General features: G+C 62.4%; 26 protein-coding genes. 10 read left to right on the top strand and 16 right to left on the bottom strand.

Translation table 11 applies throughout. The features are described from left to right. Positions 1-3: 3 nt before the first annotated feature. Positions 4-597 (top strand): hypothetical protein, encoded by a 594-nt coding sequence (locus CXY75_RS14075; RefSeq protein ID WP_104083438.1) that lies wholly within the window; start codon positions 4-6, stop codon positions 595-597. 38 nt (positions 598-635) lie between these two features. Here the strand turns inward: CXY75_RS14075 and CXY75_RS14070 are convergent, their stop codons facing one another. Beyond that, entirely contained in the window at positions 636-1,991 is a 1,356-nt protein-coding gene (locus tag CXY75_RS14070) for an ATP-dependent RecD-like DNA helicase (protein ID WP_104083437.1), read from the bottom strand. A 122-nt stretch (positions 1,992-2,113) separates the two neighbouring features. On the opposite strand from CXY75_RS14070, the gene CXY75_RS14065 reads away from it, so the two are divergent. Beyond that, positions 2,114-3,187 carry a hypothetical protein gene (locus CXY75_RS14065; RefSeq protein WP_104083436.1) on the top strand — a complete coding sequence of 358 codons (1,074 nt, stop codon included), beginning with the start codon at positions 2,114-2,116 and terminating at the stop codon, positions 3,185-3,187. On the opposite strand, the gene CXY75_RS14060 is transcribed toward CXY75_RS14065, so the two are convergent. The 10 genes from CXY75_RS14060 to CXY75_RS14015 all read right to left on the bottom strand — a co-directional run bounded on the left by CXY75_RS14060 (position 3,184) and on the right by CXY75_RS14015 (position 10,863). Then, positions 3,184-5,175: a cytochrome c oxidase assembly protein gene (locus tag CXY75_RS14060; RefSeq protein WP_104083435.1), complete on the bottom strand. Its 1,992-nt coding sequence runs from the start codon at positions 5,173-5,175 to the stop codon at positions 3,184-3,186. The two genes, CXY75_RS14065 and CXY75_RS14060, sit on opposite strands and share 4 nt — an antisense overlap. A gap of 184 nt (positions 5,176-5,359) precedes the next feature. Further along, complete coding sequence (locus CXY75_RS14055; RefSeq protein WP_035835256.1) at positions 5,360-5,647, bottom strand: HU family DNA-binding protein; 288 nt, start codon at positions 5,645-5,647, stop codon at positions 5,360-5,362. 334 nt (positions 5,648-5,981) lie between these two features. Then, positions 5,982-6,287 carry a 30S ribosomal protein S14 gene (gene rpsN, locus CXY75_RS14050; protein WP_092110538.1) on the bottom strand — a complete coding sequence of 102 codons (306 nt, stop codon included), beginning with the start codon at positions 6,285-6,287 and terminating at the stop codon, positions 5,982-5,984. Between the two features lie 2 nt (positions 6,288-6,289). Continuing rightward, complete coding sequence (rpmG, locus tag CXY75_RS14045) at positions 6,290-6,457, bottom strand: 50S ribosomal protein L33 (protein ID WP_035880539.1); 168 nt, start codon at positions 6,455-6,457, stop codon at positions 6,290-6,292. Beyond that, positions 6,457-6,693 (bottom strand): 50S ribosomal protein L28, encoded by a 237-nt coding sequence (rpmB, locus tag CXY75_RS14040; protein ID WP_035835252.1) that lies wholly within the window; start codon positions 6,691-6,693, stop codon positions 6,457-6,459. Before rpmB ends, rpmG begins: the two co-directional genes overlap by 1 nt. A 169-nt stretch (positions 6,694-6,862) precedes the next feature. After that, positions 6,863-7,264 carry a Fur family transcriptional regulator gene (locus CXY75_RS14035; RefSeq protein ID WP_104083434.1) on the bottom strand — a complete coding sequence of 134 codons (402 nt, stop codon included), beginning with the start codon at positions 7,262-7,264 and terminating at the stop codon, positions 6,863-6,865. Further along, the gene (locus CXY75_RS14030; RefSeq protein ID WP_104083433.1) at positions 7,261-8,112 is read right to left on the bottom strand and encodes a metal ABC transporter permease; all 852 of its coding nucleotides are present in this window, start codon (positions 8,110-8,112) and stop codon (positions 7,261-7,263) included. The genes CXY75_RS14035 and CXY75_RS14030 overlap by 4 nt, the downstream gene beginning before the upstream one ends. After that, a complete protein-coding gene (locus CXY75_RS14025; RefSeq protein WP_233201921.1) occupies positions 8,112-9,011 on the bottom strand; it encodes a metal ABC transporter permease in 900 nt (299 codons plus the stop codon). Before CXY75_RS14025 ends, CXY75_RS14030 begins: the two co-directional genes overlap by 1 nt. Continuing rightward, positions 9,012-9,809: a metal ABC transporter ATP-binding protein gene (locus CXY75_RS14020; RefSeq protein ID WP_233201920.1), complete on the bottom strand. Its 798-nt coding sequence runs from the start codon at positions 9,807-9,809 to the stop codon at positions 9,012-9,014. 7 nt (positions 9,810-9,816) lie between these two features. Next, positions 9,817-10,863, bottom strand: a complete 1,047-nt coding sequence (locus CXY75_RS14015) for a metal ABC transporter substrate-binding protein (protein WP_104083431.1) — start codon at positions 10,861-10,863, stop codon at positions 9,817-9,819. A 249-nt stretch (positions 10,864-11,112) separates the two neighbouring features. Here CXY75_RS14015 and CXY75_RS14010 point away from each other — a divergent pair, with 249 nt between their 5' ends. From CXY75_RS14010 to CXY75_RS14000, 3 genes are read left to right on the top strand one after another with little or no spacing between them, the layout of a single operon-like run. Beyond that, positions 11,113-11,856 carry an ATP-binding cassette domain-containing protein gene (locus CXY75_RS14010; protein WP_104083430.1) on the top strand — a complete coding sequence of 248 codons (744 nt, stop codon included), beginning with the start codon at positions 11,113-11,115 and terminating at the stop codon, positions 11,854-11,856. Beyond that, a complete protein-coding gene (locus CXY75_RS14005) occupies positions 11,853-12,524 on the top strand; it encodes a methionine ABC transporter permease (RefSeq protein WP_104083429.1) in 672 nt (223 codons plus the stop codon). The genes CXY75_RS14010 and CXY75_RS14005 overlap by 4 nt, the downstream gene beginning before the upstream one ends. A gap of 19 nt (positions 12,525-12,543) precedes the next feature. Next, on the top strand, positions 12,544-13,344 hold the full coding sequence (locus tag CXY75_RS14000; RefSeq protein ID WP_104083428.1) for a MetQ/NlpA family ABC transporter substrate-binding protein: 801 nt from the start codon (positions 12,544-12,546) through the stop codon (positions 13,342-13,344). Positions 13,345-13,414: 70 nt separating this feature from the next. Here CXY75_RS14000 and CXY75_RS13995 read toward each other — a convergent pair whose 3' ends face one another. Both CXY75_RS13995 and CXY75_RS13990 read right to left on the bottom strand, forming a co-directional pair. Next, positions 13,415-14,620: a beta-ketoacyl synthase gene (locus tag CXY75_RS13995; protein ID WP_233201919.1), complete on the bottom strand. Its 1,206-nt coding sequence runs from the start codon at positions 14,618-14,620 to the stop codon at positions 13,415-13,417. A gap of 38 nt (positions 14,621-14,658) precedes the next feature. After that, entirely contained in the window at positions 14,659-16,179 is a 1,521-nt protein-coding gene (locus CXY75_RS13990) for a class I adenylate-forming enzyme family protein (RefSeq protein WP_104083426.1), read from the bottom strand. A gap of 151 nt (positions 16,180-16,330) precedes the next feature. On the opposite strand from CXY75_RS13990, the gene CXY75_RS13985 reads away from it, so the two are divergent. After that, positions 16,331-17,122, top strand: coding sequence for a DUF1684 domain-containing protein (locus CXY75_RS13985; RefSeq protein ID WP_104083425.1), 792 nt, complete (start codon positions 16,331-16,333; stop codon positions 17,120-17,122). Between the two features lie 123 nt (positions 17,123-17,245). Here the strand turns inward: CXY75_RS13985 and CXY75_RS19855 are convergent, their stop codons facing one another. From CXY75_RS19855 to CXY75_RS13960, 3 genes are all read right to left on the bottom strand, one after another. Further along, positions 17,246-18,964, bottom strand: a complete 1,719-nt coding sequence (locus CXY75_RS19855; protein ID WP_158251212.1) for a cell wall-binding repeat-containing protein — start codon at positions 18,962-18,964, stop codon at positions 17,246-17,248. A gap of 693 nt (positions 18,965-19,657) precedes the next feature. Then, on the bottom strand, positions 19,658-21,493 hold the full coding sequence (locus CXY75_RS13965; RefSeq protein WP_104083421.1) for a glycoside hydrolase family 2 protein: 1,836 nt from the start codon (positions 21,491-21,493) through the stop codon (positions 19,658-19,660). Between the two features lie 20 nt (positions 21,494-21,513). Then, positions 21,514-22,563, bottom strand: a complete 1,050-nt coding sequence (locus CXY75_RS13960) for a LacI family DNA-binding transcriptional regulator (protein ID WP_104083420.1) — start codon at positions 22,561-22,563, stop codon at positions 21,514-21,516. Positions 22,564-22,780: 217 nt separating this feature from the next. Here CXY75_RS13960 and CXY75_RS13955 point away from each other — a divergent pair, with 217 nt between their 5' ends. The 4 genes from CXY75_RS13955 to CXY75_RS13940 all read left to right on the top strand — a co-directional run bounded on the left by CXY75_RS13955 (position 22,781) and on the right by CXY75_RS13940 (position 26,991). Next, complete coding sequence (locus CXY75_RS13955) at positions 22,781-24,088, top strand: ABC transporter substrate-binding protein (RefSeq protein ID WP_104083419.1); 1,308 nt, start codon at positions 22,781-22,783, stop codon at positions 24,086-24,088. A gap of 93 nt (positions 24,089-24,181) precedes the next feature. After that, positions 24,182-25,105, top strand: coding sequence for a carbohydrate ABC transporter permease (locus CXY75_RS13950; RefSeq protein WP_233201917.1), 924 nt, complete (start codon positions 24,182-24,184; stop codon positions 25,103-25,105). After that, positions 25,102-25,980: a carbohydrate ABC transporter permease gene (locus CXY75_RS13945; protein WP_233201916.1), complete on the top strand. Its 879-nt coding sequence runs from the start codon at positions 25,102-25,104 to the stop codon at positions 25,978-25,980. The genes CXY75_RS13950 and CXY75_RS13945 overlap by 4 nt, the downstream gene beginning before the upstream one ends. Before the next feature lie 51 nt (positions 25,981-26,031). Further along, the gene (locus tag CXY75_RS13940; RefSeq protein ID WP_233201915.1) at positions 26,032-26,991 is read left to right on the top strand and encodes a glycoside hydrolase family 43 protein; all 960 of its coding nucleotides are present in this window, start codon (positions 26,032-26,034) and stop codon (positions 26,989-26,991) included. The last annotated feature ends 7 nt before the right edge of the window (positions 26,992-26,998 follow it).

The raw sequence follows: 26,998 nt of genomic DNA, 5'->3' as shown, positions 1-26,998 counted from the left end.
ATCATGTCCCCGGTCGTTCGCACCTGGCTCGGTTTCGCTGCTCTCGGCGCCGCCCTGATCCATTTGGCCGTGGGTGTGACCGCTCCGCTTACCTTGTCGGTTCTCCTGCTCGGGTTCGGCGTTGCCGAACTCGGTTGGGGAATCGCCACCCTCGCCGCTGGCCGGGTGCTCGTGCCCCGGGTCATCGTCGGAGCGGCGCTCATCCCGGTCTTCATGTGGGGTACCACCGTCGTCCTCGGCAGCGGTCTCGGGGTGACCAGCAGCCAAACCGGTCTGTTGCTCTACCCGATGGCCGTGGCTTCACTGTTCAACATATTCTTGGCCGCCACTGTGGCCATCGCACTGCGCCACTCACCGCCCGGGCTTCCCACACCCGCGACCCTTGGCACTTCCGTAGTCGGCACTTCCGCAGTCGGCGCTGCCACACCCAGCGGCTGGCGTTTTCTCACCGGCCTCATTGTCGGAGGCTTTCTCATCTCGGCGCTCACCACCCCGGCCCTCGCCGCCACGGAGGTCGGCTCCCATGCCGTGCCCCACGGCTCGCACAAAGTGACCGAACCGACCGTCCCCAACTCGGGCGGCCACGACGCACACTAGAGTCCCTCGCGGAGCTCAAAAACACACGACACCACGGGTCAGGCGGGCAGCCCGGTTGCGGGGCCGGTTGACTCGTGGCCCGACGTGTCAAGCCCGGCCAGGTCAGCCACCGGCGGAACGATCTCAATGTTCATGAACCGTTTGACGTTCTCGTCGACGATGATGTCACTCGGCCGCAGCGGGCGGGTCAGGTACAGCCCGTCCAGGCTGGTCAGCCGGCTCAGCGCCACGTAGGTCTGGCCGGGGCTGAATACCCGTGCACCGAGGTCGACGATGGCCCGCTCGTAGGTGGCACCCTGTGACTTGTGAATGGTGACCGCCCACGCCAGCCGCAGCGGAAACTGCGTGAATTCCGCCACGACATCCCGGCTCAGCTTCTTGGTCGCGGCGTTGTAGGTGTACTTGTACTTCTCCCACACCGTCGGCTCAACCTCATGCACATCACCGTCGATGTTCACGAACACCGTCGAGGTGACCTTGGTTACCGTGCCGATGCTGCCGTTCACCCAGCGCGGTCCACCATCGAGCGGGGAATCGTTGCGCAAAAACATCACCTGCGCTCCCACCTTGAGCTCGAGTACCTCGTCGGCTGGAAATTGCTTGCCGCCGAAATCTCCGGTGATGTCGGCCTTCGCGGTGAGCGATTTGCCCGACAGCTTCTTTAATGCGGATGCGTTGATGCGGTTGACAGCGTCATTGCGCGTCGCGAGGGTGATCACGCCTTCACTCGGCGGAGTTCGAGCCCCCGCACCGTTCAGCGCACCACCGATTTCGGCGGTGACCTGCCCGTGGCGCACGGCGTTGAGCATGAGCTTGAAGTCATTGTCGCGCTGGCGGTGAATTTCGGTGAGCTCGAAGATGCGCAGCTCGGCGTCACGCCAGACCTTGGCATCGAAGAACCACATGGACCGGTAATGATCGGCGAAGTAGGCGCGCTCATCGGGGCCACCCGGTACAGGGGCGAGCTGGTACGGGTCGCCGAACAGTACGATCTGCACCCCGCCGAACACGTCGAACGGCTTCTGCCTAGCCTGGCGCAGACTGCGATCGATCGCGTCCATCAGGTCGGCGTTAACCATAGAGACCTCGTCGATGACGAGGGTGTCGATGGTGTTGAGGAGCTTGCGAACCTGGTCGTTCTGGTCGATCGGGCTGTCGGCGATGACCCCGATCGGCAGGCGAAAGAGCGAATGAATGGTCTGGCCACCGACGTTGAGGGCCGCAACGCCGGTGGGTGCCGCGATCACGATCTGTTTGCTGGTGTTCCACGACAAGTGGTTCAGCAGTGTGGATTTACCCGTTCCGGCCCGACCGGTGACGAACACGTTCTGCTTGGTGCCCTCGATTGCCGCGAAGACCAAGGCCTGTTCACGGCTGAGCGGAATCTCGGACACGGCATACTTTCTTTGGCAGGCGAATGCTGCACAGGGCTCAACGGGGACATTCCACTGTAACTGCCCGAGCGCGAGACGAGGGCATTGGCGCCCTCCTCAACCCACCCCCGTACACTATTGAAATGACCATCCCGGCCGAAGCGAAGCGAGCGAGCGGGCGCCGCGGCAGAATGCTCCGGGCCGTTATCGCCATTTTCGTCGTCGTTGCGCTCCTGGCCGCCGTGCTCGTGGCGACGATCGGTGCCCTCAATAGCACCGTCTATAGCGCCGGCGGCTTTGCCCGGCAGTACCTCGACGCCTTGGCCAGGGGCGACACCGTCGGCGCCCTGGCGCTCGGCGGCGTCATGCCGACCACGGCCGAGCTGGCTGCGCTAAACCTGGAGCAGGCGACGACGGGAGAACTGCCAAAGACGCTGCTGCGGGCATCCGTTCTCGACGGTCTGAGCGGGATCGAGCTCACGAGTGACACACCGACCGGCGATGGAACGACGCACACGGTCGTGTTCGACTTTGATCTGAACGGTACAGCCTCGAGCATGGCTCTCACGGTAGAACGGGCCGGCACCTTCGGCGGCGTGTTCGATGCCTGGAGCTTCGCCGTCAGCCCGCTCGCCGTGCTGCAGGTATCCGTGTTGCACGAGCGAACATTCACGGTCAACGGCCTCACGCTTGATACCCGCGCGCACGCTGTAACGGATGCTCCAGCCACGTTCTCGACATCCGCCGCATATCTCGCCTTCGCCCCGAACCGTTACACGTTTGAGCACTCGTCCACCATGCTCAGTGCGAAGAAGACGAGCGTCACAGTGACTACCTCCGGACTCACCGCCGTCGAGATCGACGCCCTGCCCAATGACGTGATGATTGCGCAGGTGCAGTCGGAGCTGAACAAGTTCCTCGATGAGTGCGCCATCCAAACCGTGCTGCAACCGACCAGCTGCCCGTGGGGAATCACCATTGATGACCGCATCGAGGGGCTGCCGGCGTGGTCGATCACCGGCTATCCCGTGGTTGAACTCACCGCCGGCGAGCGTTCATTTGAGATGGTGGCGACGGCCGGCCAAGCCCACATCGTGGTGGAGGTGCAGTCGCTCTTCGACGGCGATATCAACACCCGCGACGAAGACGTGCCGTTCACCATGGGACTCAGTGTCACCGTGCAGCCGAGCGGCGCCCTGGCCATCCAGCTGCATTAGCCTCGCGGGCTCTCGGCGTCGTGCTGGGTGATCCTGGCCAGGTTCGCGTTGTACGCGATCAGCTCGGCATCCTCATTGCGGTCGGCCTTGCGATCGAGCCTCTTCGTCACCTTGGTGTCGTCACGGCTCCATTGCACCGCCACGACGACGGCCAGCACGAAGGTGGGCAGCTCGCCGATTCCCCAAGCGACGCCGCCGCCCATCTGCTGGTCGGCGAGGGGAGAGAGGCCCCAGGTGCGGCCCATCGCGCCGTACCAGTCGGCCAGCAGAAGCCCGGTACCGCTCATCAAGGCGAGGCCAAAGAACGCGTGGAACGCCATCGTCACCAGCAGCAGCAGCAGGCGGAATGCGTACGGCAGCCGGAACGGCACCGGGTCGATGCCGATCAGGGACTGTACGAACAGATAGCCGGTAAGTAGAAAGTGAACGATCATCCACTGATGGCCAATGTGGTCGGTCGTCGCCCAGCTGAAGATGGAGGTGTAGTAGAAAATCCACAGTGACACACCGAACAATATGGCGGCAACGATGGGGTTGGCGACGATGCCAGCGAAGCGCGAGTGCACCGCGGTGAGGATCCACTCGCGCGCTCCGCGGCTGCCGTCTTGACGCTTGGCAATGGCACGGGCGGCCAGCGTTACCGGGGCGCCCGGCACGAGCATCAGGGGCACCAGCATGGTCAGCACCATGTGCACGAGCATATGGGTGGAGAACAGGTACTGCTCGTACACGCTCACGCCACCGTTGGTGATGTAGAACAGGGTGATCATGCCGAAGATCCACAGCACGCTCCGGTAGATCGGCCAGGCGTCGCCGCGACGGTGCAGCCGCCAGACACCGGCCAGGTAGAAGAAGATGCCGAAGGCGCAAAACAAAATCCAGGCGAGGTCAAAGTTCCACTCGGTGAAGTAGCGCGAGAAGGTCAGCTCGGGCGGCAGCAGTTCGCCGGTGAGAATCTGCGCGGGCGTGGATTGCGGAATCTCGGTCGTGACCACCTGAACGATGGGGGTCGCCGTGCGGGCGAGCGCTGCGGCCACCCCAGAGGCCAGACCCATGAAGCCGAGCTCGGTCACGACGAGCCACCAGAACCAGCGGCCGCGCGCCGGCCCGCTCCGCTGCATCCGCTTGATGAAGAATTGGCGCTGCAGAATGCCGAAACCGCCGAGGGCGACGAGGGCTGTGACCTTGACCAGCACGAGGAGGCCGTAGGGACTGACTAGGTTGTCCCAGCTACCGATGCGCAGTTCGGCGCTGACATAGCCGGAGGCGGCCACGACGATGAACGAAACCAGCGCAAGTGAAGAATAGCGACCAATCACCCGACGGATGCGTTCGCCGTCGAGGTGGGTGCGGAGCACGATGATGGTCAGCAGGCCGCCCAGCCAGATGGCCGCGAAGACCAGGTGCAGGCCAAGCGCCGTGATCGCGGCGTTATGCCCAGATGCGCCGGCCGAGTGGCCCTGCTGGGCCATCGGAAGCAGCGCGGACAGGGCCAGCACCGTGACGAAGATCAGCGCAGTGTGGTTGCGCACGGCGAAGCACAGCACGGTGACACCGGCGGCGATCAGCGTCGTCGCAAGCCAGGCCTGCCCGATTTCGATCTGACTGAAGAACTGGCCGAGTGTGGCACTGAACTGGTCGCTGACGCCGAATGGCACATTGGTGACCTGCAGAAAGGTCAGAAAACCAGTAACAGCGGATGCGACGGCGAACAGTGCCGCCGATGCCGCGGCGAAGTCCAAGGCAGTGTTGAACTCGCGTTCCTGGGGGCTGAGCGCGAACAAAGTGAGCACGAGGGCGCCGATGGTGCCCGCCGCCGCAATGTTGACCACGAGCTTGGCGATCGGGAGCCCCCACCGCACAACCGGCCCCGGGTCGGCGAGCAACTGCGCCGAAGCACCGCCGCCATAGGCCAGGGCAACAAGGATGGACAGCACAGCGACCAGCAGCAGAGCTGCCGGTCCAAGAACGCGAACGAGACGGGGCACCAGCCCAGTTTATTCGCCCAACTCTGGGCATCCGTCGCGCCGAAGGTCCGAACCGAGGTCGACCCGTGAGTCGTGGCCCGTTTACGAGGTTTCACACCGCGACTCACGGCTCGGCGAACGGATGCCCAGAGGGGACGCACAAGGGGCACCGACCGTGGTCGACGCCCCTTTTTTACTGCTAAAGCTACTTAGCGGCAGCCTTGAGCTTGCTTCCGGCGGTCAGCTTGACGCGGTGGCCGGCAGCGATGGCGATTTCTTCGCCGGTCTGCGGGTTGCGGCCGGTGCGAGCAGCGGTTGCGGTGCGCTCGACGCCCAACCACCCGGGGATGGTGACCTTGCCATCGGCGGCAACGGTCTCGGCCAGGGTTGCAAAGAATGCGTTCAGAACGCCGTCAACGGCGGCCTGGCTCTGTCCGGAGTCAGCGGCAACCTTGGCAACGAGCTCGGTCTTGTTCAGCGACTTGTCAGCCATTGAGTGTCCTCCTCGGACCTTCGTCTGTAAAAACAGCGATATTCGTAATACGGATGCTCCTCGAAGAGAAGCCCCGCTGGTCGGATCGACCGAGTTGAAATCTAGCATTGATCCGCCAAAATCCCCGGATTTACGGCGTTTTTGGGCCATTTCGGGTAGTTTCTCCCTCTGGAGCACCCGATTTTCGCTCTCCGCGAAACCGCCGAGGGCCAAGCAGCAGACCGACCAGGGGACAAGGCAGGTTAAACCACAATGGGATGTCAGCCGAAGCCGACATCCCATTTGGATGATTCAGAGGCCACCGAAGACAAGCTTCAGCGGCTGCCAGAAGGAGTTACCAGCTGGACTTAGTGATGCCGGGCAGCTCACCGCGGTGCGCCATGTCGCGAAAACGAACACGCGAGATGCCGAACTTGGAGAGGTGGCCACGGGGACGACCGTCAACGGCGTCACGGTTGCGCAGGCGCACCGGGCTCGCGTTGCGCGGCAGCTTCTGCAGGCCCTTGCGAGCGGCTTCACGCGACTCGTCGGTGCCAGCAGGGTCAACCAGAGCCTTCTTGAGCTCCAGGCGCTTGACGGCGTAGCGCTCGACGATGACCTTGCGCTGGTTGTTCTTGGCAATCATGCTCTTCTTCGCCATGTTTAGCGCTCCTCACGAAAGTCAACGTGCTTACGGATGACCGGGTCGTACTTCTTGAGTACCAGACGGTCGGGGTCGTTACGGCGGTTCTTCTTGGTCACATAGGTGTAACCGGTTCCAGCCGTGGAACGAAGCTTGATGATCGGACGTACGTCATGAGCCTTAGCCATTAGATCTTCACCCCACGAGCGAGAACGTCTTTGACGACACTCTCGATACCACGAGCATCAATAACCTTGATGCCCTTTGCGGACAGGGTCAGTGTGACCTTGCGACGAAGCGACGGCACGTAGTACGTCTTCTTCTGAACGTTCGGGTCGAAACGACGCTTGGTGCGTCGGTGCGAGTGTGAAATGTTGTGTCCGAAGCCGGGAACAGCTCCGGTCACCTGGCATACAGATGCCATGGTTTCCTCCATTACCGAAGGGCGAATGCCCTTCCCAAGATCCCTTGTCGACGGGCGCAACCCACATCAGCCAAAGCTGGGGAGTGCACCCGCAATGTACGCACACAGGCGTAGCAGCTATTCACGCTACTAGATCTTCCCCGCCTAGAGCAAATCCACCCGAAAGTTGTTAAGCGGATGCGGCGAACTTGGCCGTGCACTCGGCGCAGAGGCCGAAGACGTCCACGACGTGGGCAGCTCCGGTGAAGCCGTTTTGGGCGGCGACATCTTTCGCCCACGTTTCGACGGCATCCGCTTCGATCTCGACGGTCAAGCCACAGTTGCGGCAGATCAGGTGATGGTGGTGCTCATCGGTACTGCAGGCGCGATACAGGCTTTCGCCCTCTGGCGATTGGAGTGAGTCTGCCTCGCCCGTGACAGCGAGGTCGGCCAGGGCGCGGTAGACCGTCGCGAGACCGATCGGGGATCCGGCCGCGTGCAGTGCCGAGTGCAGCCCCTGCGCGCTGACGAATCCGTCGTTGCCGTCGAGGGCGCCGCGCACGGCCTCGCGCTGCCAGGTGTTTCGCTTCATGTCTTCAACCGTAGTGATGTTCGCGCGGTGCGGCGAGCTTCTCCTTGGCGGGGCGCTCGCACGGCACCCCGCACTCGCCGGGCGACGAGGGCAACCACAAAGAACGCAGCCGCCACCAGCGCGATGGTCGGGCCGGCGGCCACGTTGAGCGCGCGGGAGAGCAGCACACCACTCACGCCTGAAACCGCCCCGAGCACGGGGGCGATCACAAACATCTGCGCGGTTGTGCGCGATATGAGACGGGCGGCCGCCGCGGGGGCGGCGATCAAAGCGATCGCGAGGATGGCGCCGACCGCCGGGATGGCACTAACGACCGTCGCGGTGATCAGCACCAGGGTCAGCATTTCGATTGGCCATTCTCGGTAACCGGCGGCGCGGTATCCGTTCACGTCAAAGGTAGAGAACATGATCTGTCTGCCAAAAAACACGATCGCCAGCACGGCGAAGGCCAGCACGGTGATCACCAGCGTCACGTCCTTGGTAGTCACCGTGAGAATGGAACCGACCAGATAGGAATCCACTCTCACCGGCAGAGAGGGGTTCAGCGCCTGAAGCAGAACACCGATGGCGAACCCTGCTGTCAGCAAAATGCCAGATGCCACCTGATTTCCCTGTCGTTTGACGCGCCCAATCATGGTCATGATGCCCACGATGAACACGCTCGCCACGGCGGCCCCGAGCGGAATACTGACACCAAGAATCGCTGCGCCCACCGCTCCAGGGAAGGTCGCGTGAGTGAGTGCCTGCGCAAAGAAGGTGCGCTGGCGCAGCACAACGAGGGTGCCAACCAGGCCGCTGAGCGCCCCGATCAATAACGCCGCCAGAAGGGCCTGTTCGAAGTATCCCATCAGAGTGCCCCCTGCTCAGCGCGAAGTCTCGACCGACGCGGGCCGCCTATCCGGCCAACACCGAGCCGGTCGATTCCGAGCCGAGCACCCAAGGCCAGCACGTAGCCAGCGACGAGCAGGAGCACGACGGTTGCCCCGCTCGGCAGGTCGACGCCGCCATTCACCGAGGCTGCATAGCCGAGCGCGAGTCCCACCCAGGCGGCGAGAATCGCAAAGCCGGCGGCCACCGGAAAGAGCAGCCACAGACGATTCGTGACCAGTCGGGCTACAGCGCCCGGCACGATCAGCACAGCGAGCACCAGCAGGTTACCGACCGCATTACTCGCGGCCACCACCACCAGTGCGATGGCGACGTTGAGCAGAATGTCCAGTACCAGTGGCCGGTACCCGGCAGCCCGGGCCCCCTCAAGATCGAAGGCTCGAAACACCTGCTCCTTAATCGTGAAACCCACGATAGCCAGCGCAATCAGGCACACCACTACGGCCTGATCGACCTCGACGTCACTGACGGTGAGCAGCCGCCCGAAGAGCAGGGAGTCCAACTGGCCGACAAAGTTTGTTTCCCGTGAAACCACGATGATTCCCACGCTGAACATCGCCGTAAACACGATGGCGATCGCAGCGTCCGAAGTGACGGCGCGTCTGACGATCACGGTCAGAACCACGGCGGCGGCAAGGGCAGCCACCATCGCGCCTACGAACAGGCCGTCTCGGCCGCCCCAAACGAATCCGATCACGATACCGGGAAAGACAGCGTGGGTGAGTCCGTCGCTGATGAACTCGAGGCCGCGCAGGTTTACCAGCACGCCCACTAGCCCGGCGACCAGGCTCAGCACGACGAGTATGAGCAGCGCCCTGGCCATGAATGGCAGCTCGAACGCGGTGATCAAGGCATCCACTCAGTGACCCCCGTGGCCGGGCACCACGATGGTGTGCGTGTCCATTTCCACACCGACCGAGCCAAAGGCTTGCTGCACATTGGCAAGGGTCAATACCTCGTCACGGGGGCCGAAGGCCACCTGGGCACCGTTGAGCAGCAGCACACTTTCACAGACGGCGCGAGCGAGATCGAGGTCATGCGTTGATACGAGCACAGCGACGCCCTCCTGCTTGAGCCGCTTCACGGTTTCAATCAGGGCGTCCCGGTTCACTTGGTCGAGGCCATTGAACGGTTCGTCGAGTAGAAGCAACCGCGGGGCGGATGCCACGGCGCGCGCGAGCAAACCGCGCTGCTGCTGCCCGCCCGACAGCTCACCAAAACGAGTTTTTGCCCGACTGCTCAGGCCAACGGTCTCAAGCGCCTCGGCGACCGCCAGGCGATCGGCCTGAGCTGGCATGCGCCACCAGCCAAGCGAGCGGTAGCGCCCCATCATGACGACCTGTTCGAGAGAGATCGGGAAATTCGGGTCGAGCTGGTCAGTTTGCGGAACGTAGCCGATGTAGCCGGCCGGAGCCGGCCACGCCCCAAGCACCTCAATGGTGCCAGTCGTGCGGGTGTTGAGCCCGAGAATGCCCTTGAGTAGCGTGGACTTGCCGGAGCCATTCGGGCCGATCAGTGCGACGGCTTGGCCGGGAAACACCGTGAAGTCGATTCCGGTGAGCGCCGGTTCTGCGCCGTACGCGAACGACGCTGCCGCCACTCGAAGAGCGGCGGCAACGTTCATTGACGGTGTTTCAACGGAAGTGTTCTCAATCACTGGTTAACTATTGCAGGTTGGCGGGCAGGGTAGACGGGGTGACGCCCCACGATTCGAGCATGAGCGTCGTGTTGTGCAGCTGTGCCTTGATGTAGGTGTCGCCGTCGCTTTCAGCAGGGCCGAGCGAGTCAACGTAGAGGGCATCGTCACCGGAATAAACCGTGACACCAGCTTCGGTAGCGATCGTCTCGGCGGTTTTGGCGCTGATCGATGCCTCGGAGAAGACGGCTTTGACACCGACGGCCGTGATCGCGGCAACGAGGGAGTCAATTTCGGCAGCGCTCGGCTCCGCGTTATCGTCAAAGCTTGGAATGACTGAGCCGACATAGTCGATGTGGTAGGCGGCGGTGAAGTAGCCGAGGGCATCATGGTTGCTCACGAGCAAACGTTCGCTCTCTGGCACGGTGTCGACATTGGTGCGAATCCACTCATCGAGCGCAGTCAGCTGCGCCGTGTACGCGGCAGCATTGGCTTCGAAGGTGGCAGCGTTGTCGCTGTCGGCGTTCGCCAGGCCGTCGGTGATCGTCTGCACGATGGTCTCGGCGTTGTGCACGTCGGTCCAGATGTGCGGGTCGCCACCTTCGTGAGCGTGGGCATCCTCTTCTTCGGCGTGCTCGTCTTCGGCATGCTCGTCTTCGGCATGCTCGTCTTCGGCGTGCTCCTCGCCGGCCCCAATCTCGGCGATGGTGATGCCAGTATCCCCATCGATCGTGACACCGTCGAAGCCGGACGCCGCGATGGCGTCATCGAGCCATTCTTCGAGGCCGACACCGTTGATCACGAGCACATCAGCCGCACCGAGCGTGGTGAGATCGGACGCCGAGGGGTCGTAGCTGTGGGCGCTTTGGTTGGGCTGGATCAGCTGCGTGAGCGTGACATTGCTCGCGTCACCGATCACGTTGCGGGTGAAATCGGCGACCTGGGTCATTGTGGCGACGACCTTGAGGTCGTCTGCCCCGCTGTCGGCGCTGGCGGTTGTGCCGGCCGAGCACCCGGAGAGGGCAAGGGCTGCGGACGCGAAGAGTGCGGGAATGGCGAAATATCTCTTGTGCATATTTTGAGATTAGCCCTGTTGATAATGATTGTCAAAACCATTATCAACTGATCTTGGTGCGGATTAACTGCACCACTGATCACCATATTTCTTCGACCGATGCCTCGTCTGAATCCAGAATCGCGGTCAGCGACACGGACACGTTCAACGGAACGACAGTGAGGCCGACGAAGTAATTCGACACTCCCGCTGCGACCGTATACTTGGATTCAGCCCAGAAATCATTCGAATGCGAAAGCGGGGCGACGCATGCCGGAGGCAGGCCCGGTTGCCGTACTTGACGATGTCACCGTACGCTATGGTGCTACGACCGCACTTGAGGGCATCAATCTCACGATCGCACGCGGCGAGATCATCGGCGTCATCGGCGAATCCGGCGCGGGAAAATCGACCTTGCTCGGCCTGCTTGATGCTGTCGATCATCCGACCTCCGGTCGCGTGCTCATCGAAGACACGGATCCTCAGTCGATTGGTGCCCGCGAGAGACGCCTATTGCGCCGCCGCATCGGAATGATCTTCCAGGATTTCAACCTGCTCTCCAACCGCACCGTGCGACAGAACATAGCACTGCCACTCAGGCTCCAGCGCCGCAAAGATACCGATCTGGTGAACCAGCTACTGGACTACGTCGACCTCCACGACCGCGCCAACAACTACCCCGCCCAACTCTCCGGCGGCCAAAAGCAGCGCGTCGCGATCGCACGTGCCCTCGTCACACGACCGGGACTCCTGCTCTGTGACGAGCCAACGAGCGCCCTCGACACGAGAACGGCGGCCGACATCCTGAAGCTGCTCGCTCACACCCGCGACGAATTCGGCACGACAATCGTGCTCGTCACGCACCAACTTAACGCAGTAGCGGCGATCTGCGACCGGGCCGCGGTACTCGAACGCGGCGTACTCAGGGACATTATCCCCATCATTCGCGCCGAACGTCAGCGCGACGACGAGGTCAGCTACCTCGACCACGCCCGACGGGTACTCGGCGCATGAACGGCCTGATCGATTCCCTCACCGGAAACGCCGACAAGATCGGTATCGCCTTGGCTGAGACCGGTTACATGCTCGCCTTCTCCCTCGCGGCGGCCGTTCTACTGGGCCTCCCGCTCGGCGTACTCATCTACCTCACTCGCCCCGGCGGCGTTCGAGAGAACCGCCACGTGTGGAGAGTCGCGAATCTTTATGTCACGATCGTGCGCTCATTCCCGTTCCTACTCTTCGTCGTCTTCCTCATCCCTTTTACCCGTCTTCTTTTCGGTACGACCTTCGGTACCGGCGCCGCAACATTCCCCCTGTGCTTCGTGGGCGTCGCACTCTACGCCCGCCTCGTCGAGCAGACCCTCCTGGAGGTATCGCCCGGTGTGATCTCCGCGGCGCGGTCGATGGGGGCGGATGCTACGCAGATCGTCATCCATTTCCTCCTGGTCGAGGCGCGTCCCGGACTGGTTTACGTGCTCACCTCCGCCGCAATCAGCCTCATCTCATACTCAACGGTGCTCGGCATCGTGGGGGGCGGCGGCCTCGGCGACTTCGCGTTGCGCTATGGCTACCAGGAGTATGACTATCCCCTGATGTACTCGACGATCGTGATCGTCATCATCTGCGTCCAGCTGCTCCAAGTAGCCGGTGAAAGAGTGTCGGCCGCGCTCGACAAACGTTGATCCATACAGAAAGTTGTCCATGAAACTTCGTCCCATTGTTACCCTCGCCGTGGCATCCGTCATTCTGCTTACGACCGGATGCGCTCAAGCCGAAGACTCGGCGACGAGCGGAATCGTGACCATCAAGGTCGCAGCGACAGTCACCCCCATGACGGACGCCGTTGAGGCCGCCGCCAAGGTTATCGGGCCCGGCTACACGGTCGAGCTCGTGCCTGTCACTGACTATGTACAGCCAAACGTTTTACTCCAGCACGACGAGATCGATGCGAACCTCGTACAGTTTCCCGGGTTCATGGAGGACTTCAACGAGAAGAACGATGCGACACTGGTGACCGTGCAGCCGGTGTACTCGACGGTCGTAGCGTTCTACTCGAAGAATCTCTCCTCGTTGAAGGAACTGCCGGACAACGGTAGCGTCGTCATTCCCAACGACAAATCAAACGCCGCACGCGCCCTGCAAATGCTGGCAGACAACGACATCATCACACTGGACCCGAGCGTCGAGCGCTTCGCCTCCACCGTCGACGACATTACTCAAAACCCGCTCCAATTGAAGATTACCCAGGTGGACCTGCTGCAGTTAAACACGGCCTACGACGAAGCGGATGCCGTATTCAACCTGCCGTCGTTTGCGCGCCTGCTTGACCTCACTCCGGAGGAGAATGGGCTCGCCGTGGAAGATGATCCGCAGTTCGCGGTCACTCTGGTCTCCCGCGAAGACAACGCCGATTCGCCGGAAATCGCGGCACTCAAGAAAGCACTCACGAGTAGCTATGTGCGCAAGACGCTTGAGGGGCTCGGTGTGCCTCCGGCATTCTAACTAGGCTGTAATGCTGCGGCTGCTGGCCGACTGCTCGATTTGCAGCGATTACTCGACGTGTGGATAGGGTTCACACCGCGCGGAGTACCAGAGCCGCGTTGTGCCCGCCGAAACCGAACGAGTTCGACAGCACCGTGCGCGTGCGCGCAGAGCGCGCCACGTTGGCGACAACGTCAAGCTCGGGAAATGCCGGGTCGTCGAGATTAATCGTGGGCGGGATCACGCCGTCACGCATCGCGAGCAGTGACAGGATCGCCTCCAATGTGCCTGCGGCACCGAGCAGGTGCCCGGTGGTCGACTTCGTCGAGGTTACCGGCACGGATGCCACGGCGTCGCCAAACACCGCTCGCAGCGCCCCTGCCTCCATCTCGTCGTTTAGCGCGGTGCCTGTTCCGTGCGCGTTCACGTGGTCAATCCCGCTCGCGGCGATCTGCGCGTCATCAAGCGCCGCACGCATGGCGGCGATCGCACCACGGCCATCCGGCCGAGGTGCTGTCGGGTGGTAGGCATCCGAGGTGACCCCATAGCCCGCGATCTCGCCAAGAACAACGGCGCCGCGGCGCCGGGCGTGCTCTTCCGACTCGATCAGCAGCGCCGCAGCGCCTGCCGACATCACGAAGCCACTCCGCGACTTCTCGAACGGCCTCGAGGCCCGCGACGGCTCATCCTTGAAGCCACGGGCCAGGGATCCGAGGGTGGAGTTCACGGCAAGGTTCACGCGGTTGAGGCAGTCGTCCGCGCCCACGACGAGCACAGCATCCGCATAACCGTGACGGATGAGGCGCATCGCGTCCCCGAGGGCGACCGTACCGCTCGCGCAGGTCGCCGACGTGCCAACGCTCGCACCCCTGGCACCGTAGCGCTGACTAAGGTAAGTGGCCGCGGCATCCGGCCCGCCGTAGATAACAACGCCTGGTGGGACCAAACGCGACCCGCTCTGATCGAGAGCGCGCACAGCATCCTGAATGAGCGAGACCGGCCCTGATCCGGTGGCGACGGTCACGCAGAATCGGGCTGGATCTTCTGCTACGAACCCATGCATCACCTGCTCTGCGGCAGCGATCGCGTAGAGGGCATGCCGGTCCAGCCGCCGCGCGTCGGAGCGCGACACATACTCGAGTGGGTCAAAACCGTGCACCTCACCGCCGACTGCGACGGCGAGGTCGGAGACGTCAATGCGCTCAAAGGCTCGGATACCGCTTCGCCCCGCCACAACGGCATCCCATGTTGAGGCGACATCAAGCCCACACGGTGTTACAGCGCCGATGCCGGTCACGAGAGCACGGGACCTCGCGCCAGCATTCGATATCGCGTTCATAGCCGCTCGGCGTGTTGGCGTTCGACCAGCTCCGTCACGGCCACGCGTCTGATCTTTCCGCCTGCGGTGCGCGGCAGTTCGTCGGCGCGATAATAGCGATGCGGCATGAATTGCGGTGCGAGGAGAGATCGCAGCGCCTCCTGCATGACGTGCTTTGGTGGCACCTGCGACCCCTCGACGACGACCACGATGAGTGAGCCCAGCGCAGCATCCGGCAGCACCGCCGCACAGCAGATTTCACATCCAGGCACCGAGGCCAGAGCACGTTCCACCTGCGGGAGCGACACCTTGTGCCCACCGGAGACGGCAATATCGCCCGCACGCCCGGCGAGGGTGATCACGCCATCAGCGAAGGATGCCTGATCGTTCACGCTCGCCCAGCCGTCCTCGCCCGTGATGCGGTCGACGCTGGTCGCTGAGAGGTAGCGTTCAACGGCGGAGACCACACGGATGTGGAGAGTACCGATCTCGCCGTCGGGTACGCCAGCACCTGCGTCATCTCGCACGCTAACGCCGATGCCGCGAAACGGTGTGAGCCGGGTGCCGTCATCGGAATCGCTGTAGCCGATGAATCCGATCTCGGAGGCGCCATAATAGCTGCGCAGGTGGGCATGCGGCGCGGCGGCTTCAAAAGTCGCACGGATGCGCTCACTCTGGTTCGCGCCACCCGTAATTACCTCGCGGAGAGAGCCGAGCGAGAGTTCTGATCGTTCTGACGCCCGCACGAGCGTGGGCAGCATCGCCGGAACACCGACGAAGCGTTCGATGCGCTCAGCATCGATCGTGTGCGCCGCCGCGATGGCATCGAACCCCGACTGAAGATAGAGGGACCCACCGGTCGCCATGACCTCGACCACAGTGTAGAGAGTGAGGCTGTACGACACCGGCCCCGGTGCGATGGTCGACATGTTCTCCCCGGCTCCGAGGTAGGCGCGGCTGATGCCGACGTTGTGGTCCCAGCTACCGCGCGTGCGCAGGAATCCCTTGGGCAAGTTGGTGGTACCCGAGGTGAACAGCAGCAGAAACGGCTCATGGCGCGGGCGAACCTCTGGGCCGGCCGATGCCGGGGCGGATGCCGCGAGAGCGTCGAACTCTGCGAGCGAAACCGCCCTCCCGGTCCACAGTTCGGGCGCTCCGAGGGCATCCTCAAATACCACGTCGTCGGTGATGACGACCGCGGGGTCAACGCGGCGGATCGTCTCGAGGCGGTGGGCTTGCGGCCACAACGGATCAAGTACGGCGATGATCGCGCGAAAGCCTGCCACTCCGCAGATGAAACGGGCCACGTCGATGGCACGGGACAGTGAGACGGCAATGATGGGGACGCCGTCGGTTTCCGCGTTCGCGCCCCTTCGATAGATGGCATCTGGCCCGTCGAGCAGGTGCTCGACGCCGCTTCGGATGAGCGTGCAGGCACCGCGCAGTTCTAAATAACTGAAACGGTCGCCATCGCCAGCGAGGGCGAGGCGCCGCGGATCGGACTCGGCAACCTCGATGATGGTGCGGGTGAACGGCATCTTTTGAGTGTAGTTCCGGTGCCCGGCCGAACGGGGCTGCCTCGTCACCGCGCGTAGTGCGCTCGTGCATTGCCATGTTTTCGCCAGGTCGATACGGCGGCTTCCGCAGGCAGATCGGCTAGCCTTGAACAGCTAGAGAGGTGGCGACGGCATGACGCAGTTGCGGGAGACGACGACATCATTCGTGGAGGATTGGCAGCGCTGGCGGGAAGAACGGTGGAGCGACGTCTTTGCACCGCATGGCATTGCCGCCCTGGCCGACACCGTGTGGCTCGACCGAAAGGAACAGCGCGTCGACGGCGTTGCCGGCACCTGGCGCGCCGACGGCGACACGGTCGTTGGAACCGGACTTTCCGGGTCGGGCTACACCGACGCATCTGGTTTTCCCGTCGGTGACACGGCCGTTCTGCGGTTGGGCGACACCGTGCACGCGGGTGATTCCCTGTTGCACATCTTCGTGCGTGACGGGATTCCAGCGCTCCGGCGTAGTGATCCCGAGGCGAGGCAACGCACGTTGCTGCAGTCGATCGACGCGTACGAACCCGACCTCGCTTGGGTGATGGAGGCACAGTTCACCCCACGCGCGGAACCACTCGTAGTCGAACTGTTCGATGGATACCACACGTTACAGCAGACTGCCGGCACGCTCGAATTCACCCTCAACGGCCAGACGCACCACCTGACAGCAACGCACGGGGCTGACACGCTGGCGGTCGTCTTCGCCGATGCCACGAATGGTGGCCAGACGTACCGGTTCCGTTTTCTGCGCATTCCCGTGCCCGATAACACGGGCGTGACGACGATTGACTTCAACCGCGCGTTCCTGCCGCCGTGTGCGTTCAGCGACCACTACCTCTGCCCGCTGCCGTCGCCCGGCAACCGGCTCGCCATCGCGGTGACCGCGGGCGAACGGATGCCGGTGCGGGGCGACGACGCGTTGTAACGCGACGCAGGCCGGAACGAACCGGGAGCGCGTGACTACGCCCGCGGAGTGACAATGCACGCCATTGTGCGATTTTGATACGTCGTGTCCCCCAATACCCCCTCTTTTTTTGGTACGCCACAACTACTGGTAGGTGACGAGGTCGGGCTCCGGCACAACCTGTGACATGGTTTGCTCGGGGCTGAGGGTAGGGGTGTCTTCGTCGTAGAAGTTCTTCCATCCCCAGGCGACACCGGCCGGGGCGTCTTTGTGCAGTGCCGACCAGGTGGCCTGCTTGTCGGGCTGGCTGCCGAGGCCGTCCACATGAATGAGCGGTGCGATCTCGGGGTGCGACAAATCGAGCAGCGCACGGTTGGTGATCATGCTGGAGCGAAACTGGTGCAGAACGAGCAGTTTCTGCGGCAGGACTTTCTCGCTGGTGAGGGCGGCGAGCCAACGGATGACCGCATTGATCTCCACCACATCAACAGCGCCAATTTGCACGAGGTGGCGCTGGTTCGGGCCGAGCCGCCATTCGGGATCGAGCGCCAGCCCGACGTAGGGCAACTCGAGCAGGCTTTGGTACTGCACCGCCTGGCTGAGAAAATCGCTCCGCCCTGGCTGCAGATCGAGCACGACGTACTGGCCGGCGGCACCGGCGGCTTCCACCCAGGGTCGCAGTGTGTCGGCCGGTATTTCATTGGAGTAGTTGCCGTCTGACCCGGCATCGGCCGCAGCGACGGTCGCGATGATCTCGTGCATGGGCACGACGGTTTGGGCGGTGTGCGGCGCATACGCGGCAGCGGTCTGCTGGGCTCGCGCGATCGTTTCGGGCAACCCTTGTTCGCCGAGCACGCCGAGCACCGGCGCGCCCGGTGTGCCGTAGAGCGCCACGAGGAGCCGCCCCGGAAACAGCGTTTGACCGCCGCCAGGTAGTTGGGTGCCGGTCAGGGTCGAGCGGATCTTCCACTCCAGGCTGGTTTGGGTGGCAAACGGTTGACCGAGGGCGAGTACCGTCGTTGCGGCGCTCGCGCGGATTTCGCTCACCAGCTCAGCGGATGCCTGCGGGTTCGGCTGGTCGATGGGCACCAGCACGACGGCGGCTCCGGCCGCGCGTGCGGTGGCAACACCGGCCAGCTGCGCCGGGGCATCCGTCGCGAGAACCAGCACGTCGCTCAGGCCGCGCGGACGCGTCACGCGCGGCAGGGTGTCGGTCATGGCCACCGGATCGCGGGTCGCGGACGACGTCGAGGACCGCGCACCGGTTGTCGCCGATGCCGGCGTCAGCAGCGTGCCGGTATTGGCGTCCAAGGTGGCGAGGCGCGCGAGGCCGTTGGTGCCGACGACTTGAGAACCGGGGAGGGGCCGCGGGAGCACCGCAGTGACGGCGGCTATGGTTGCCGGAACCCACAGTTGGGTGCGAGCATCCGCTGATTTCGTCTTTTCCAGACCGGTCCCACCAATGCTGAGAACGGTCGACGCGCCCAAGCGAGTGAGCTCCCGATCAAGCGCTGCGCTCTCCCGAGAAGTCACCAGCAGGGGAACGCCCAGCGCCACCGCCGCCGAACCCGCCAGAAGTTGTGCGTCGGCATCACCAGCAGGTGCCGTCAGCACCAACTCCGCCCGGTCGAACAGGGCGGCACTGACAGCAAGTGCGTTGGCCACCGGATCAGCATCGTCGATCACGGTGAGGAACGCGCCCGGCTGCAGGGTGCGCGAGACGAGCGCGACCGGTGTCGGTGGGGTGCTCGGAACCGGACTCGGCATCCCCACGCAGCCTATAAGCGGGCCCAGCACGACAAGGCAGAGCAGCAGGGGCACCGCCACCCGGCGCCGCTGCGCCCGCGCACCGTTCTCCACCATCTCGCCCTCCTCGACTGTTCACCAGAGGTCTATCACGAAAGGTGCTGACCCTACCGGCCGAATTTGCGACCATGCACGTGGAACTCGGCTACGCAGTCATGATCAACCGAGTGCACGGCATGCATGAGCATTGGCACGGCCCACATTTCAGTCCACGTCACGTGAGCAGCCATACGTGGCAGTCACCCGATCCCGCGAATCCAACCGGATGTTCGCGGTCGTGAAAAAGACCCTCGAAGTGGATGCCGGCTTACGAGGACGATCTCTCGCGGGCCGGTTGGCTGCGCATGGGGCCCGCGATGCCGACGTGCGCACGCACCTGGCCGCGGCCGTTCGAGCCGAGGATACCAGGCCCGGCTCGACCGTAGACTCGTGCGCGAAGATGCACCATCGCCGCATCGGAGCACCTGTGGATACATCGGCCGACAGGGCGCCGCCGACCTAAGTGATTCCACCGCCGGCCGGGCCTTTCGGGGACAACCGCAAGGCCCGCGACTGGCTACAGGTCCGGGCCGACCTCGTCAGGATCGAACGACGGCGCTTATCGACGCAGCGGACGCAGCACCGGAGCAGTGGAACGCGGCCCTCCGTCCCCCGCCGGGTGATGCATCCCTACGGCGGGCATGCATGGCGGCGCAACCGACGCAACATGCTCGCCTTCCGAGACCTGAACCAGATCACGGATGCCAGCCGTCACTCTAGGAGAGGCTCGTCCTCCCCCGACACGACGCTGCGAATGACGGCGATCGGTAGTTTAGGCTTCCTATTCGCGTCGGTGAGCCCGTTGGTCTCCTGCATTGTGTCCGTCAGCTGGGTGTAACAGAAGCCGGAGAGTATCGGGTTGTCCCGAAGGCTGCGAATGAGACCTGAAACTCGATTTTCGAAGTCCTCATGGCTCGTTGCTGTCGTGTAGCCCCAGGAGTCCTCGGCAGCGTCGGGCGCAAAGCTGACCCCGCCGAATTCAGTCACCATAATTGACTGATCATCGACCTCGCGGGGAATGAGTTGCAAGCGACGGCCTGCTGGACCCATTCCCGCGACGAGGGCTCGGATGGCGTCAATGTCTCTGTAGTTGGCGTCGAGCTGTTCGGACGTGCCGGCATAGTCGTGGATCGTGAGGATGTCAGAGATGGCGTGTTCCCAGCCGTCATTGGAGATGACGGGGCGGCTCGGATCGAGCGCTCTTGTCAGGTGGTAAAGCGATTGGGCGAAGCTCAACTGGGCGGCGTCGTGCGAGATCTGTTGAACGCCCCAGCTTTCGTTGAGGGGAACCCAGGTGACGATTGACGGATGCGATCGGTCGCGGCGCACAACATCGGTCCATTCGCGGGTGACTCGAGACACGGCCTCGGAAGAGAACTCGTAGGTGCTCCCCATTTCACCCCAGATGAGCAATCCGAGCCGATCCGCCCAGTAGAGGAATCGGGGGTCCTCGACCTTCTCGTGAATTCTCGCCGCGTTGAACCCGAGGGCCTTAATCAATTCCACTTCGGAACGCAGAGCTTCGGCCGAAGGCGCAGTGAGGTGCGACTGTGGCCAAAAGCCCTGCTCTAGCACCGATCGAACGAAATACGGACGGTCATTGAGTAGGAACCTACCGCCCGCGACACCGACGCTGCGAAGCCCGAAATAGGAGAACGACTCGTCGAGGACACTCCCATCGTCAGCAAGGATCGAGACCTGCGCGTCAATCAGGCGCGGGTTTTCCGGTGACCACAAGAGCGTCTCGAAGGCCTGACCGTTCGACTGTCGCGGAATCTGAATGGTTGTTTGTGATCGCGGCTCCGTGGCCAAGAAAGACTGTCGGGCGAGAATTTCGCCCGCGAGAGACAGGTCCACCTGAACGGTTACGGTCTTCGTCGGTCGACGCGTCAGGACGACCTCGATCTCGACGTTCCCAGCCGGTACATTCGGAGTCCAACTCAGCGCCTCGATGCGCTGATCTGGCACGGACTCGAGCCAGACCGGTTGCCAAATCCCCGTGGTGCGGTGGTACCAAATTACGTGCGGCTCTTCGAGCCAATCCTGCTTGCCGCGCGGCTGCGCGACGTCGTGCGGGTCATCCTCGGCACGAACCACAAGCACGCAGGCCTTTTGGGGCGACAGTGCTTCGGTGACGTCAAAGAAGAACGGCGTCTGGCCACCCTCGTGTGACCCGATGAACTGACCATCGATCCATACCGATGCGCGGTAATCGACAGCTCCAAAATGCAACACCACCCGGTCACGCTCGCCCGACCGACCACTCGCGGCCACGTCCTCGGGGCTAATGACGCGGGAGTACCAGACAACGGGATGAAAGCCCGGATCGGCGATTCCGGACATCTCCGACTCCGGCGGAAACGGAACAGTGATGACCCGGCTAAAGTGCGCAGCGTTTGCGTACCAGTTCTCGCTCCTACCAATGTCTCGATCGTCGTGTTCGAACGCCCACTCACCGGCAAGGTCATGCCAATTCGGGCGGACAAGTTGGGGGCGGGGATACACGCCACCCTGGGCACTGGCAGAAATCGGGAAAGTTCGCGACATACCGCAATCATGCCGTCAAATTACAGCGCTGTAAAATCCGTGCGAGATCTGAGACGTGAAGGAGCGAGGGGAGCACTCTCACGCACCTCGAGCGAATGCCCCACGATCACGTGGCGGCCCACACCCCGATATCCGGCGATTCGTTCCTCGAGAAGATTGAAAGCAGCCACGACAATTGCAGTCTTTTCCGGCGCCACCGAGGTGAGCGTTGGGGACGTGTACGCAGCCATAAAAGTGTTGTCCCAGCCGACAACCGCCACATCTTCTGGCACCGACCGCCCAGAATCGTGGAGGGCCTTCAGCGCGCCGATTGCAAACCGGTCGTCGCGGCAGACCACGCCGTCAAAACGTACCCCCCGATCAATCGCCTCAGTGATTGAATGAACACCCGCTTCAGCCGTGAATTCCGACGCCGTCAAGACCAGCTCAGGATTCAGTTGAACCCCGGCCTCCAGCAGGCCCTGTTGGTATCCGAAAAGGCGCTGACTTGTCGAACCAGTGATGTCCGCCGCGATGACGCCGAGAAAAGCGATGCGGCGACATCCGCTCGCCAGGAGATGCCGCGTGGCATCAAGAGCGGCCGAGACATTGTCGATCATCACGTGGTCTGTCATGACAGGCATGGCCGCCTCGCCGAGTAGCACTAGAGGAGTGCCAGCATCAAGCTTCGCGATGTCGAGCGTTTCCATGCGGACGGGGTGAAAGATTACGCCGTCGACCAGTCCGGCCTCGCGGTCGTTGAGTACGGCCCGTTCCGTGACAGGATCACTCAAGGTCTGCTCGATGATGACGCGGTATCCCCGCCGAGTTGCTTCTTCGGCAATCTGCCGGGAGAGTTCCGAAAAGTACGGATGGTCGATTTCGGGGATTGCCAGAGCGATCATTCCGGTTTTCCCAGTAGCCAAACGCCGTGCCGTCAGGTTGGGGCGATAGCCGAGCTGGTCAATGGCTGCCTGCACCTTCTCGCGCAGGGCTGGGGCCACATGGGGATAGTCGTGAACGACGTTCGAGACGGTCTTCATGGACACGCCCGCGAGTTCCGCGACGTCTATTAATCGAACCCTTGCCATGTTTTCCCCGTCCAGTCGGATCCATCCTAAGGCGGCTATGGCCGAGCGCTGTAAAACCTCGATTGTCGCGGAATTCGCGACGGGTAGACAACCATCTTTCCAGCGCTGTATATTTGTGGAAGGTGCTAATTTTACTCTCCGATCGTTGGAAGAGATGTGTAGCCCGCTACGCGCATGGGTTGCGGAGCGATGTTTTCAATGAGGAGGACGAACAATCATGAAACAGAACGATTTTTCGCGGCGGCGAGCGATTGCTGTCACCGCTCTCGGTGCCGCATTCATGCTGGTACTCGCCGGATGCTCTGCGAGTGAAACAGAGCAGGCGGTGAGTGCGCCCTTCACCGGTGAATACACCGGACCTGAAGTCGAGCTGTCCTACTGGAACGGATTCACTGGCGGTGATGGTCCGTTCATGGAGACGATGGTCGCCGACTTCAACGCGGAGCACGACAATATCGAGGTTGTCTCAAACACGATGCAGTGGATCGATTTCTACCAGCGCCTTCCCGCGGCGGTGACCGCTGGCGAAGGCCCCGACGTCGGCGTGATGCACCTGGACCAGCTCGCGACCAATGCCGCGCGAAACGTCATCGTACCGATCGACGATCTCGCCGAGGAGTTGGGTCTAACGTCGGCTGACTTCACCGAGGAAGTCTGGGATGCCGGCGTCTATGAGGACGCCCGATACGGCATTCCGCTTGATGTGCATTCCCTAGCTATGTATTACAACACCGAACATTTCGCCGCTGCGGGGATCACAGAGGCCCCGACCGACGCGGCTTCCTTCCAAGATGCGCTCACCAAACTTCAGGCAGCTGGCTATGAAACTCCTTTCTGGATGCCGACGAGGTGGCCGAGCCACCTCATGAATCTCTCCTTGCTCTGGCAGAACGGCGGTGAACCGTATGGCGACGACGGAGCAACTTTTGATTCAGCGGCCGGGGTACAGGCACTCGAATGGCAGCGCTCCATCGTGGACGACGGCTATAGCCCGGGCGACGTCGCCATCGACTCTCAATACGTCGCTTTCAAGAACGGTGAGACCTCGATTACCTGGGACGGCATCTGGCAGATCAACGACCTCGCCCAGTCCGGTCTTCCGTACGCGGTCGCCCCGATTCCCACAATCGGCGAAACAGACGCTGTTTGGGCCAACTCCCATAACTTCTTCCTTCCGCGCCAAGGCACAGCTGACCAGAACAAGATCAACGCGTCGAAGGTATTCATCGCCTGGATGAGCGAGCAGTCGGCTGAGTGGGCGGGCTCGGGCATGATCCCGGCTCGCCAGTCAGTGCGCGATGAGGGCGCCCTCAAGGGGCTCCCGCAGGAACCAATCGCGGGGACGATCGATTCAATGCGTTTCTTGCCGCCCATTCCTGGGATCGGCGGAGTGCAGGCCGAGACCCTCGAAATCGCCGTCGCCGACGGGGTTCAGGGAGCGACGACACCGAGTGAGGCGCTCAAAAAAGCCGCCGACTCGGCGACGCAACTCATGGACGACAACAAAGCCTCGTTCGGGGGCTGACCAATGCCGACGAAGGTTGGTGAGCGCGCACTTCCTGCGGGGAGGGCGCGCCGCCCGTCGACTTCCGAACCGGAGTCGCAGAAAAATCGTGGAGTGCGAGTGGCTCATCGGCAACAGGGGATAGCAACGCCCTGGCTCTTTCTCGCGCCCTACCTGCTGCTGTTTGGCAGCTTCGTCATCCTTCCGGCAGTTCTCGGGGTGTGGATCAGTCTTCATTCCTGGGACTACACGCTGCCAAACAAACCTTTTGTCGGCTTCGACAACTACGTCGCCTTGTTCTCGCCCGGATCGACGGTTTCTGGCCCGTTCTGGGGATCTATGCGGGCCACTGGAATCTTCACGTTACTCAGCGTGCCGCTGCTTCTAATCGTCCCACTCGCCGTTGCGTTGCTCATGAGCAAGAAGTTTCCTGGCCGAGACTTTCTCCGAGCCATCTACTTCGCCCCGTACGTGCTCGGCGTCGCCGTCATCTCGGTACTCTGGCGATACCTGCTCGACAACAATATTGGACTCGTAAACCACTATCTGGGGCTGCTCGGACTCCCGGACGACACCGCGTGGACAACAACGACACCCGCGGCCTGGGTCGCGCTCGTGGGAGTGACTGTCTGGTGGACGCTCGGATTCAACGCCGTCATTTACCTTGCCGGCCTTCAGGACATCCCGATCGAGCTCTATGAAGCCGCGCGTGTTGATGGAGCCGGACCGTGGATGCAATTTCTGCACGTGACGATTCCGGGGCTCAGGCCCATCCTGTCGTTCATCACGATCATCACCCTCCTTGCATCCGCCAACATGTTTGGTCAGTCATATCTCATGACTCAGGGCGGCCCCGGACGTGAAACGCGCACGGCCATTTATCAGATCGCCGACACAGGTCTTCGCAACTTTCAGATGGGCAGCGCAGCAGCGATGAGTTACGTGCTGACCGTCTTCCTCATGGCGATCAGTGCCTTTGTCTTCTATATTTTCCGCGAAAAACGGCCGAGGAAGCTCGATAAGGAGGTGCGCTCGTGAGCAATTTCACGACGACGGTTCGTGCGGGATCGCGTGCACGCCGTGCACGCCGGCTGAGTGGCAGTATCACTCGAGTCGTCGTTCTCAGCGCAATTGCAATCGCGTTCATCAGCCCCATCATCTTCATGATCGTGACCAGCCTCAAGACCCGTGCCGACGCGACTGCTATTCCACCGTCGTGGATTCCCAATCCGATTTCTCTGCAAGCTTTCGCGTCTATTTTGGCTCCCGGGACCACGACTCCGGTGCTGCAATGGTTTGCAAACAGCATGGTTGCAGCCACCCTGAATGCCACGCTGGTCGTCATCACAGCGTCACTCGCTGCGTATCCACTCGCGCGTATGCAGTTTCGCGGCAAGAATTTCGTCTTCGTCATCATCGTTGCAACTTTGCTGGTGCCGCCGGTCATTCTGGTGATTCCCAATTACCTCATCGTGAGCGAATTGGGGTGGCTCAACTCCCTTGTCGCGATCATCATTCCAACGGCGGCATCCGCTTTTGGAGTGTTCTTCATGCGACAGTTCTTCGTGGGCCTGCCCGTAGAGTTGGAGGAGGCCGCCCGGCTCGATGGGGCTAACCGATTCGTGATCTTCACGCAAGTAGTTCTGCCGCTCGCCAAGCCCGCCCTTGCAACACTCGCGCTGCTCGCCTTTCTCGGCAATTGGAACGACTTTCTCTGGCCCGTCTACGTCTTGTTCAGCCCGGAGGTACAAACGCTGCCCGCAGGCCTGTCCACGCTTCAATCCGCGAATGCAGTGCGCTATGACCTTTTGATGGCCGGTGCGGTCGTCGCGAGCGTGCCGGTGCTCGCGCTGTTCGTCTTTCTCCAGCGCTTCATCATTGAGGGTGTTTCTCGCTCCGGCGTTAAGGGATAGCACTCGATGAAATCGCCTCGACCCGCAGCGTTAGCCTCGATGTTGGCAGCAATGATGTTCTCCATCACGGTGACCAGCTGCACGGCAGTGCCAGTGCAATCGGCGCCTCCGGAGCTCGCCATCGCGGGCGCCCCAGTACTTAACGTGAATTTTGCTGACCCCGACGTAATGAAGGTGGACGGCACGTACTTTGCGTATGCCACCAACGACAACAACCGCAACGTGCAGGTCGCCTCCTCCACTGATCTTCTCAATTGGAAGGTCCTTCCCGACGCCTTGCCGGAGTTGCCGAGCTGGATCATCCCGGGGAAGACCTGGGCGCCCGAAGTAACGAGGCTCACCGACAATTCCTTCGTTATGTACTTCACGGCGACGAATTTTGCGCCAACGCTGCAGTGCATCGGGGTTGCCACGGCCACCGATCCGGCCGGACCGTTCACTGTTCAGGGCGACGCCATGATCGTGTGTCCCGAAGACCAGGGCGGTGCAATCGATGCGAGCACCGTCGTCATCGACGACGTTCTGTACCTCGTCTGGAAAAATGATGGGAACTGTTGCGAACTCGATACCTGGATTCAGGCGGCTACACTCTCTCCCAACGGACGCAGCATCACCGGTGATCCCATCAGCATCCTCAAGCAAACCGAAGATTGGGAGGGCGCCCTTATCGAAGCTCCGACCATTGTGGCTCGAGGGTCAGGACTTGTGATGCTCTACTCCGCGAATTCCTACGGAGGCGACCAGTACGCGGTCGGTGCGGCTACGGCTGCCTCAATCGACGGCCCGTGGACGAAGATCGTTGGTCCGATCCTCTCGACCGACATTTCGGGTGGTCGATATCGCGGGCCCGGTGGCCAAGACGTGGTCATGGATGTGGGTGGTAAGGACTACATCGTTTTCCATGCGTGGGACAAGGACTACACATATCGCGCATTGCACGTTGCTGAGGCAGATTGGGATGCCGACATTCCTCGGATCGTGATCCCAACTAAGCAATCTAACGCTCACTGAATGGCGT

The sequence above is a fragment of the Cryobacterium sp. Y11 genome (assembly GCF_002929535.1).
In the GTDB taxonomy this organism is placed as follows: domain Bacteria; phylum Actinomycetota; class Actinomycetes; order Actinomycetales; family Microbacteriaceae; genus Cryobacterium.
This window is presented reverse-complemented; position numbering and strand designations above follow the sequence as displayed.

What these genes read in the sequence shown, in the direction of transcription:
- CXY75_RS14075 (WP_104083438.1), top strand. Translation starts at nt 4, where the DNA reads ATGTCCCCGGTCGTTCGCACCTGGCTCGGTTTCGCTGCTCTCGGCGCC.
- CXY75_RS14065 (WP_104083436.1), top strand. Translation starts at nt 2,114, where the DNA reads ATGACCATCCCGGCCGAAGCGAAGCGAGCGAGCGGGCGCCGCGGCAGA.
- CXY75_RS14055 (WP_035835256.1), bottom strand. Translation starts at nt 5,647, where the DNA reads ATGGCTGACAAGTCGCTGAACAAGACCGAGCTCGTTGCCAAGGTTGCC.
- rpsN (WP_092110538.1), bottom strand. Translation starts at nt 6,287, where the DNA reads ATGGCGAAGAAGAGCATGATTGCCAAGAACAACCAGCGCAAGGTCATC.
- rpmG (WP_035880539.1), bottom strand. Translation starts at nt 6,457, where the DNA reads ATGGCTAAGGCTCATGACGTACGTCCGATCATCAAGCTTCGTTCCACG.
- rpmB (WP_035835252.1), bottom strand. Translation starts at nt 6,693, where the DNA reads ATGGCATCTGTATGCCAGGTGACCGGAGCTGTTCCCGGCTTCGGACAC.
- CXY75_RS14035 (WP_104083434.1), bottom strand. Translation starts at nt 7,264, where the DNA reads ATGAAGCGAAACACCTGGCAGCGCGAGGCCGTGCGCGGCGCCCTCGAC.
- CXY75_RS14030 (WP_104083433.1), bottom strand. Translation starts at nt 8,112, where the DNA reads ATGGGATACTTCGAACAGGCCCTTCTGGCGGCGTTATTGATCGGGGCG.
- CXY75_RS14015 (WP_104083431.1), bottom strand. Translation starts at nt 10,863, where the DNA reads ATGCACAAGAGATATTTCGCCATTCCCGCACTCTTCGCGTCCGCAGCC.
- CXY75_RS14010 (WP_104083430.1), top strand. Translation starts at nt 11,113, where the DNA reads ATGCCGGAGGCAGGCCCGGTTGCCGTACTTGACGATGTCACCGTACGC.
- CXY75_RS14005 (WP_104083429.1), top strand. Translation starts at nt 11,853, where the DNA reads ATGAACGGCCTGATCGATTCCCTCACCGGAAACGCCGACAAGATCGGT.
- CXY75_RS14000 (WP_104083428.1), top strand. Translation starts at nt 12,544, where the DNA reads ATGAAACTTCGTCCCATTGTTACCCTCGCCGTGGCATCCGTCATTCTG.
- CXY75_RS13990 (WP_104083426.1), bottom strand. Translation starts at nt 16,179, where the DNA reads ATGCCGTTCACCCGCACCATCATCGAGGTTGCCGAGTCCGATCCGCGG.
- CXY75_RS13985 (WP_104083425.1), top strand. Translation starts at nt 16,331, where the DNA reads ATGACGCAGTTGCGGGAGACGACGACATCATTCGTGGAGGATTGGCAG.
- CXY75_RS19855 (WP_158251212.1), bottom strand. Translation starts at nt 18,964, where the DNA reads ATGGTGGAGAACGGTGCGCGGGCGCAGCGGCGCCGGGTGGCGGTGCCC.
- CXY75_RS13965 (WP_104083421.1), bottom strand. Translation starts at nt 21,493, where the DNA reads ATGTCGCGAACTTTCCCGATTTCTGCCAGTGCCCAGGGTGGCGTGTAT.
- CXY75_RS13960 (WP_104083420.1), bottom strand. Translation starts at nt 22,563, where the DNA reads ATGGCAAGGGTTCGATTAATAGACGTCGCGGAACTCGCGGGCGTGTCC.
- CXY75_RS13955 (WP_104083419.1), top strand. Translation starts at nt 22,781, where the DNA reads ATGAAACAGAACGATTTTTCGCGGCGGCGAGCGATTGCTGTCACCGCT.
- CXY75_RS13940 (WP_233201915.1), top strand. Translation starts at nt 26,032, where the DNA reads ATGATGTTCTCCATCACGGTGACCAGCTGCACGGCAGTGCCAGTGCAA.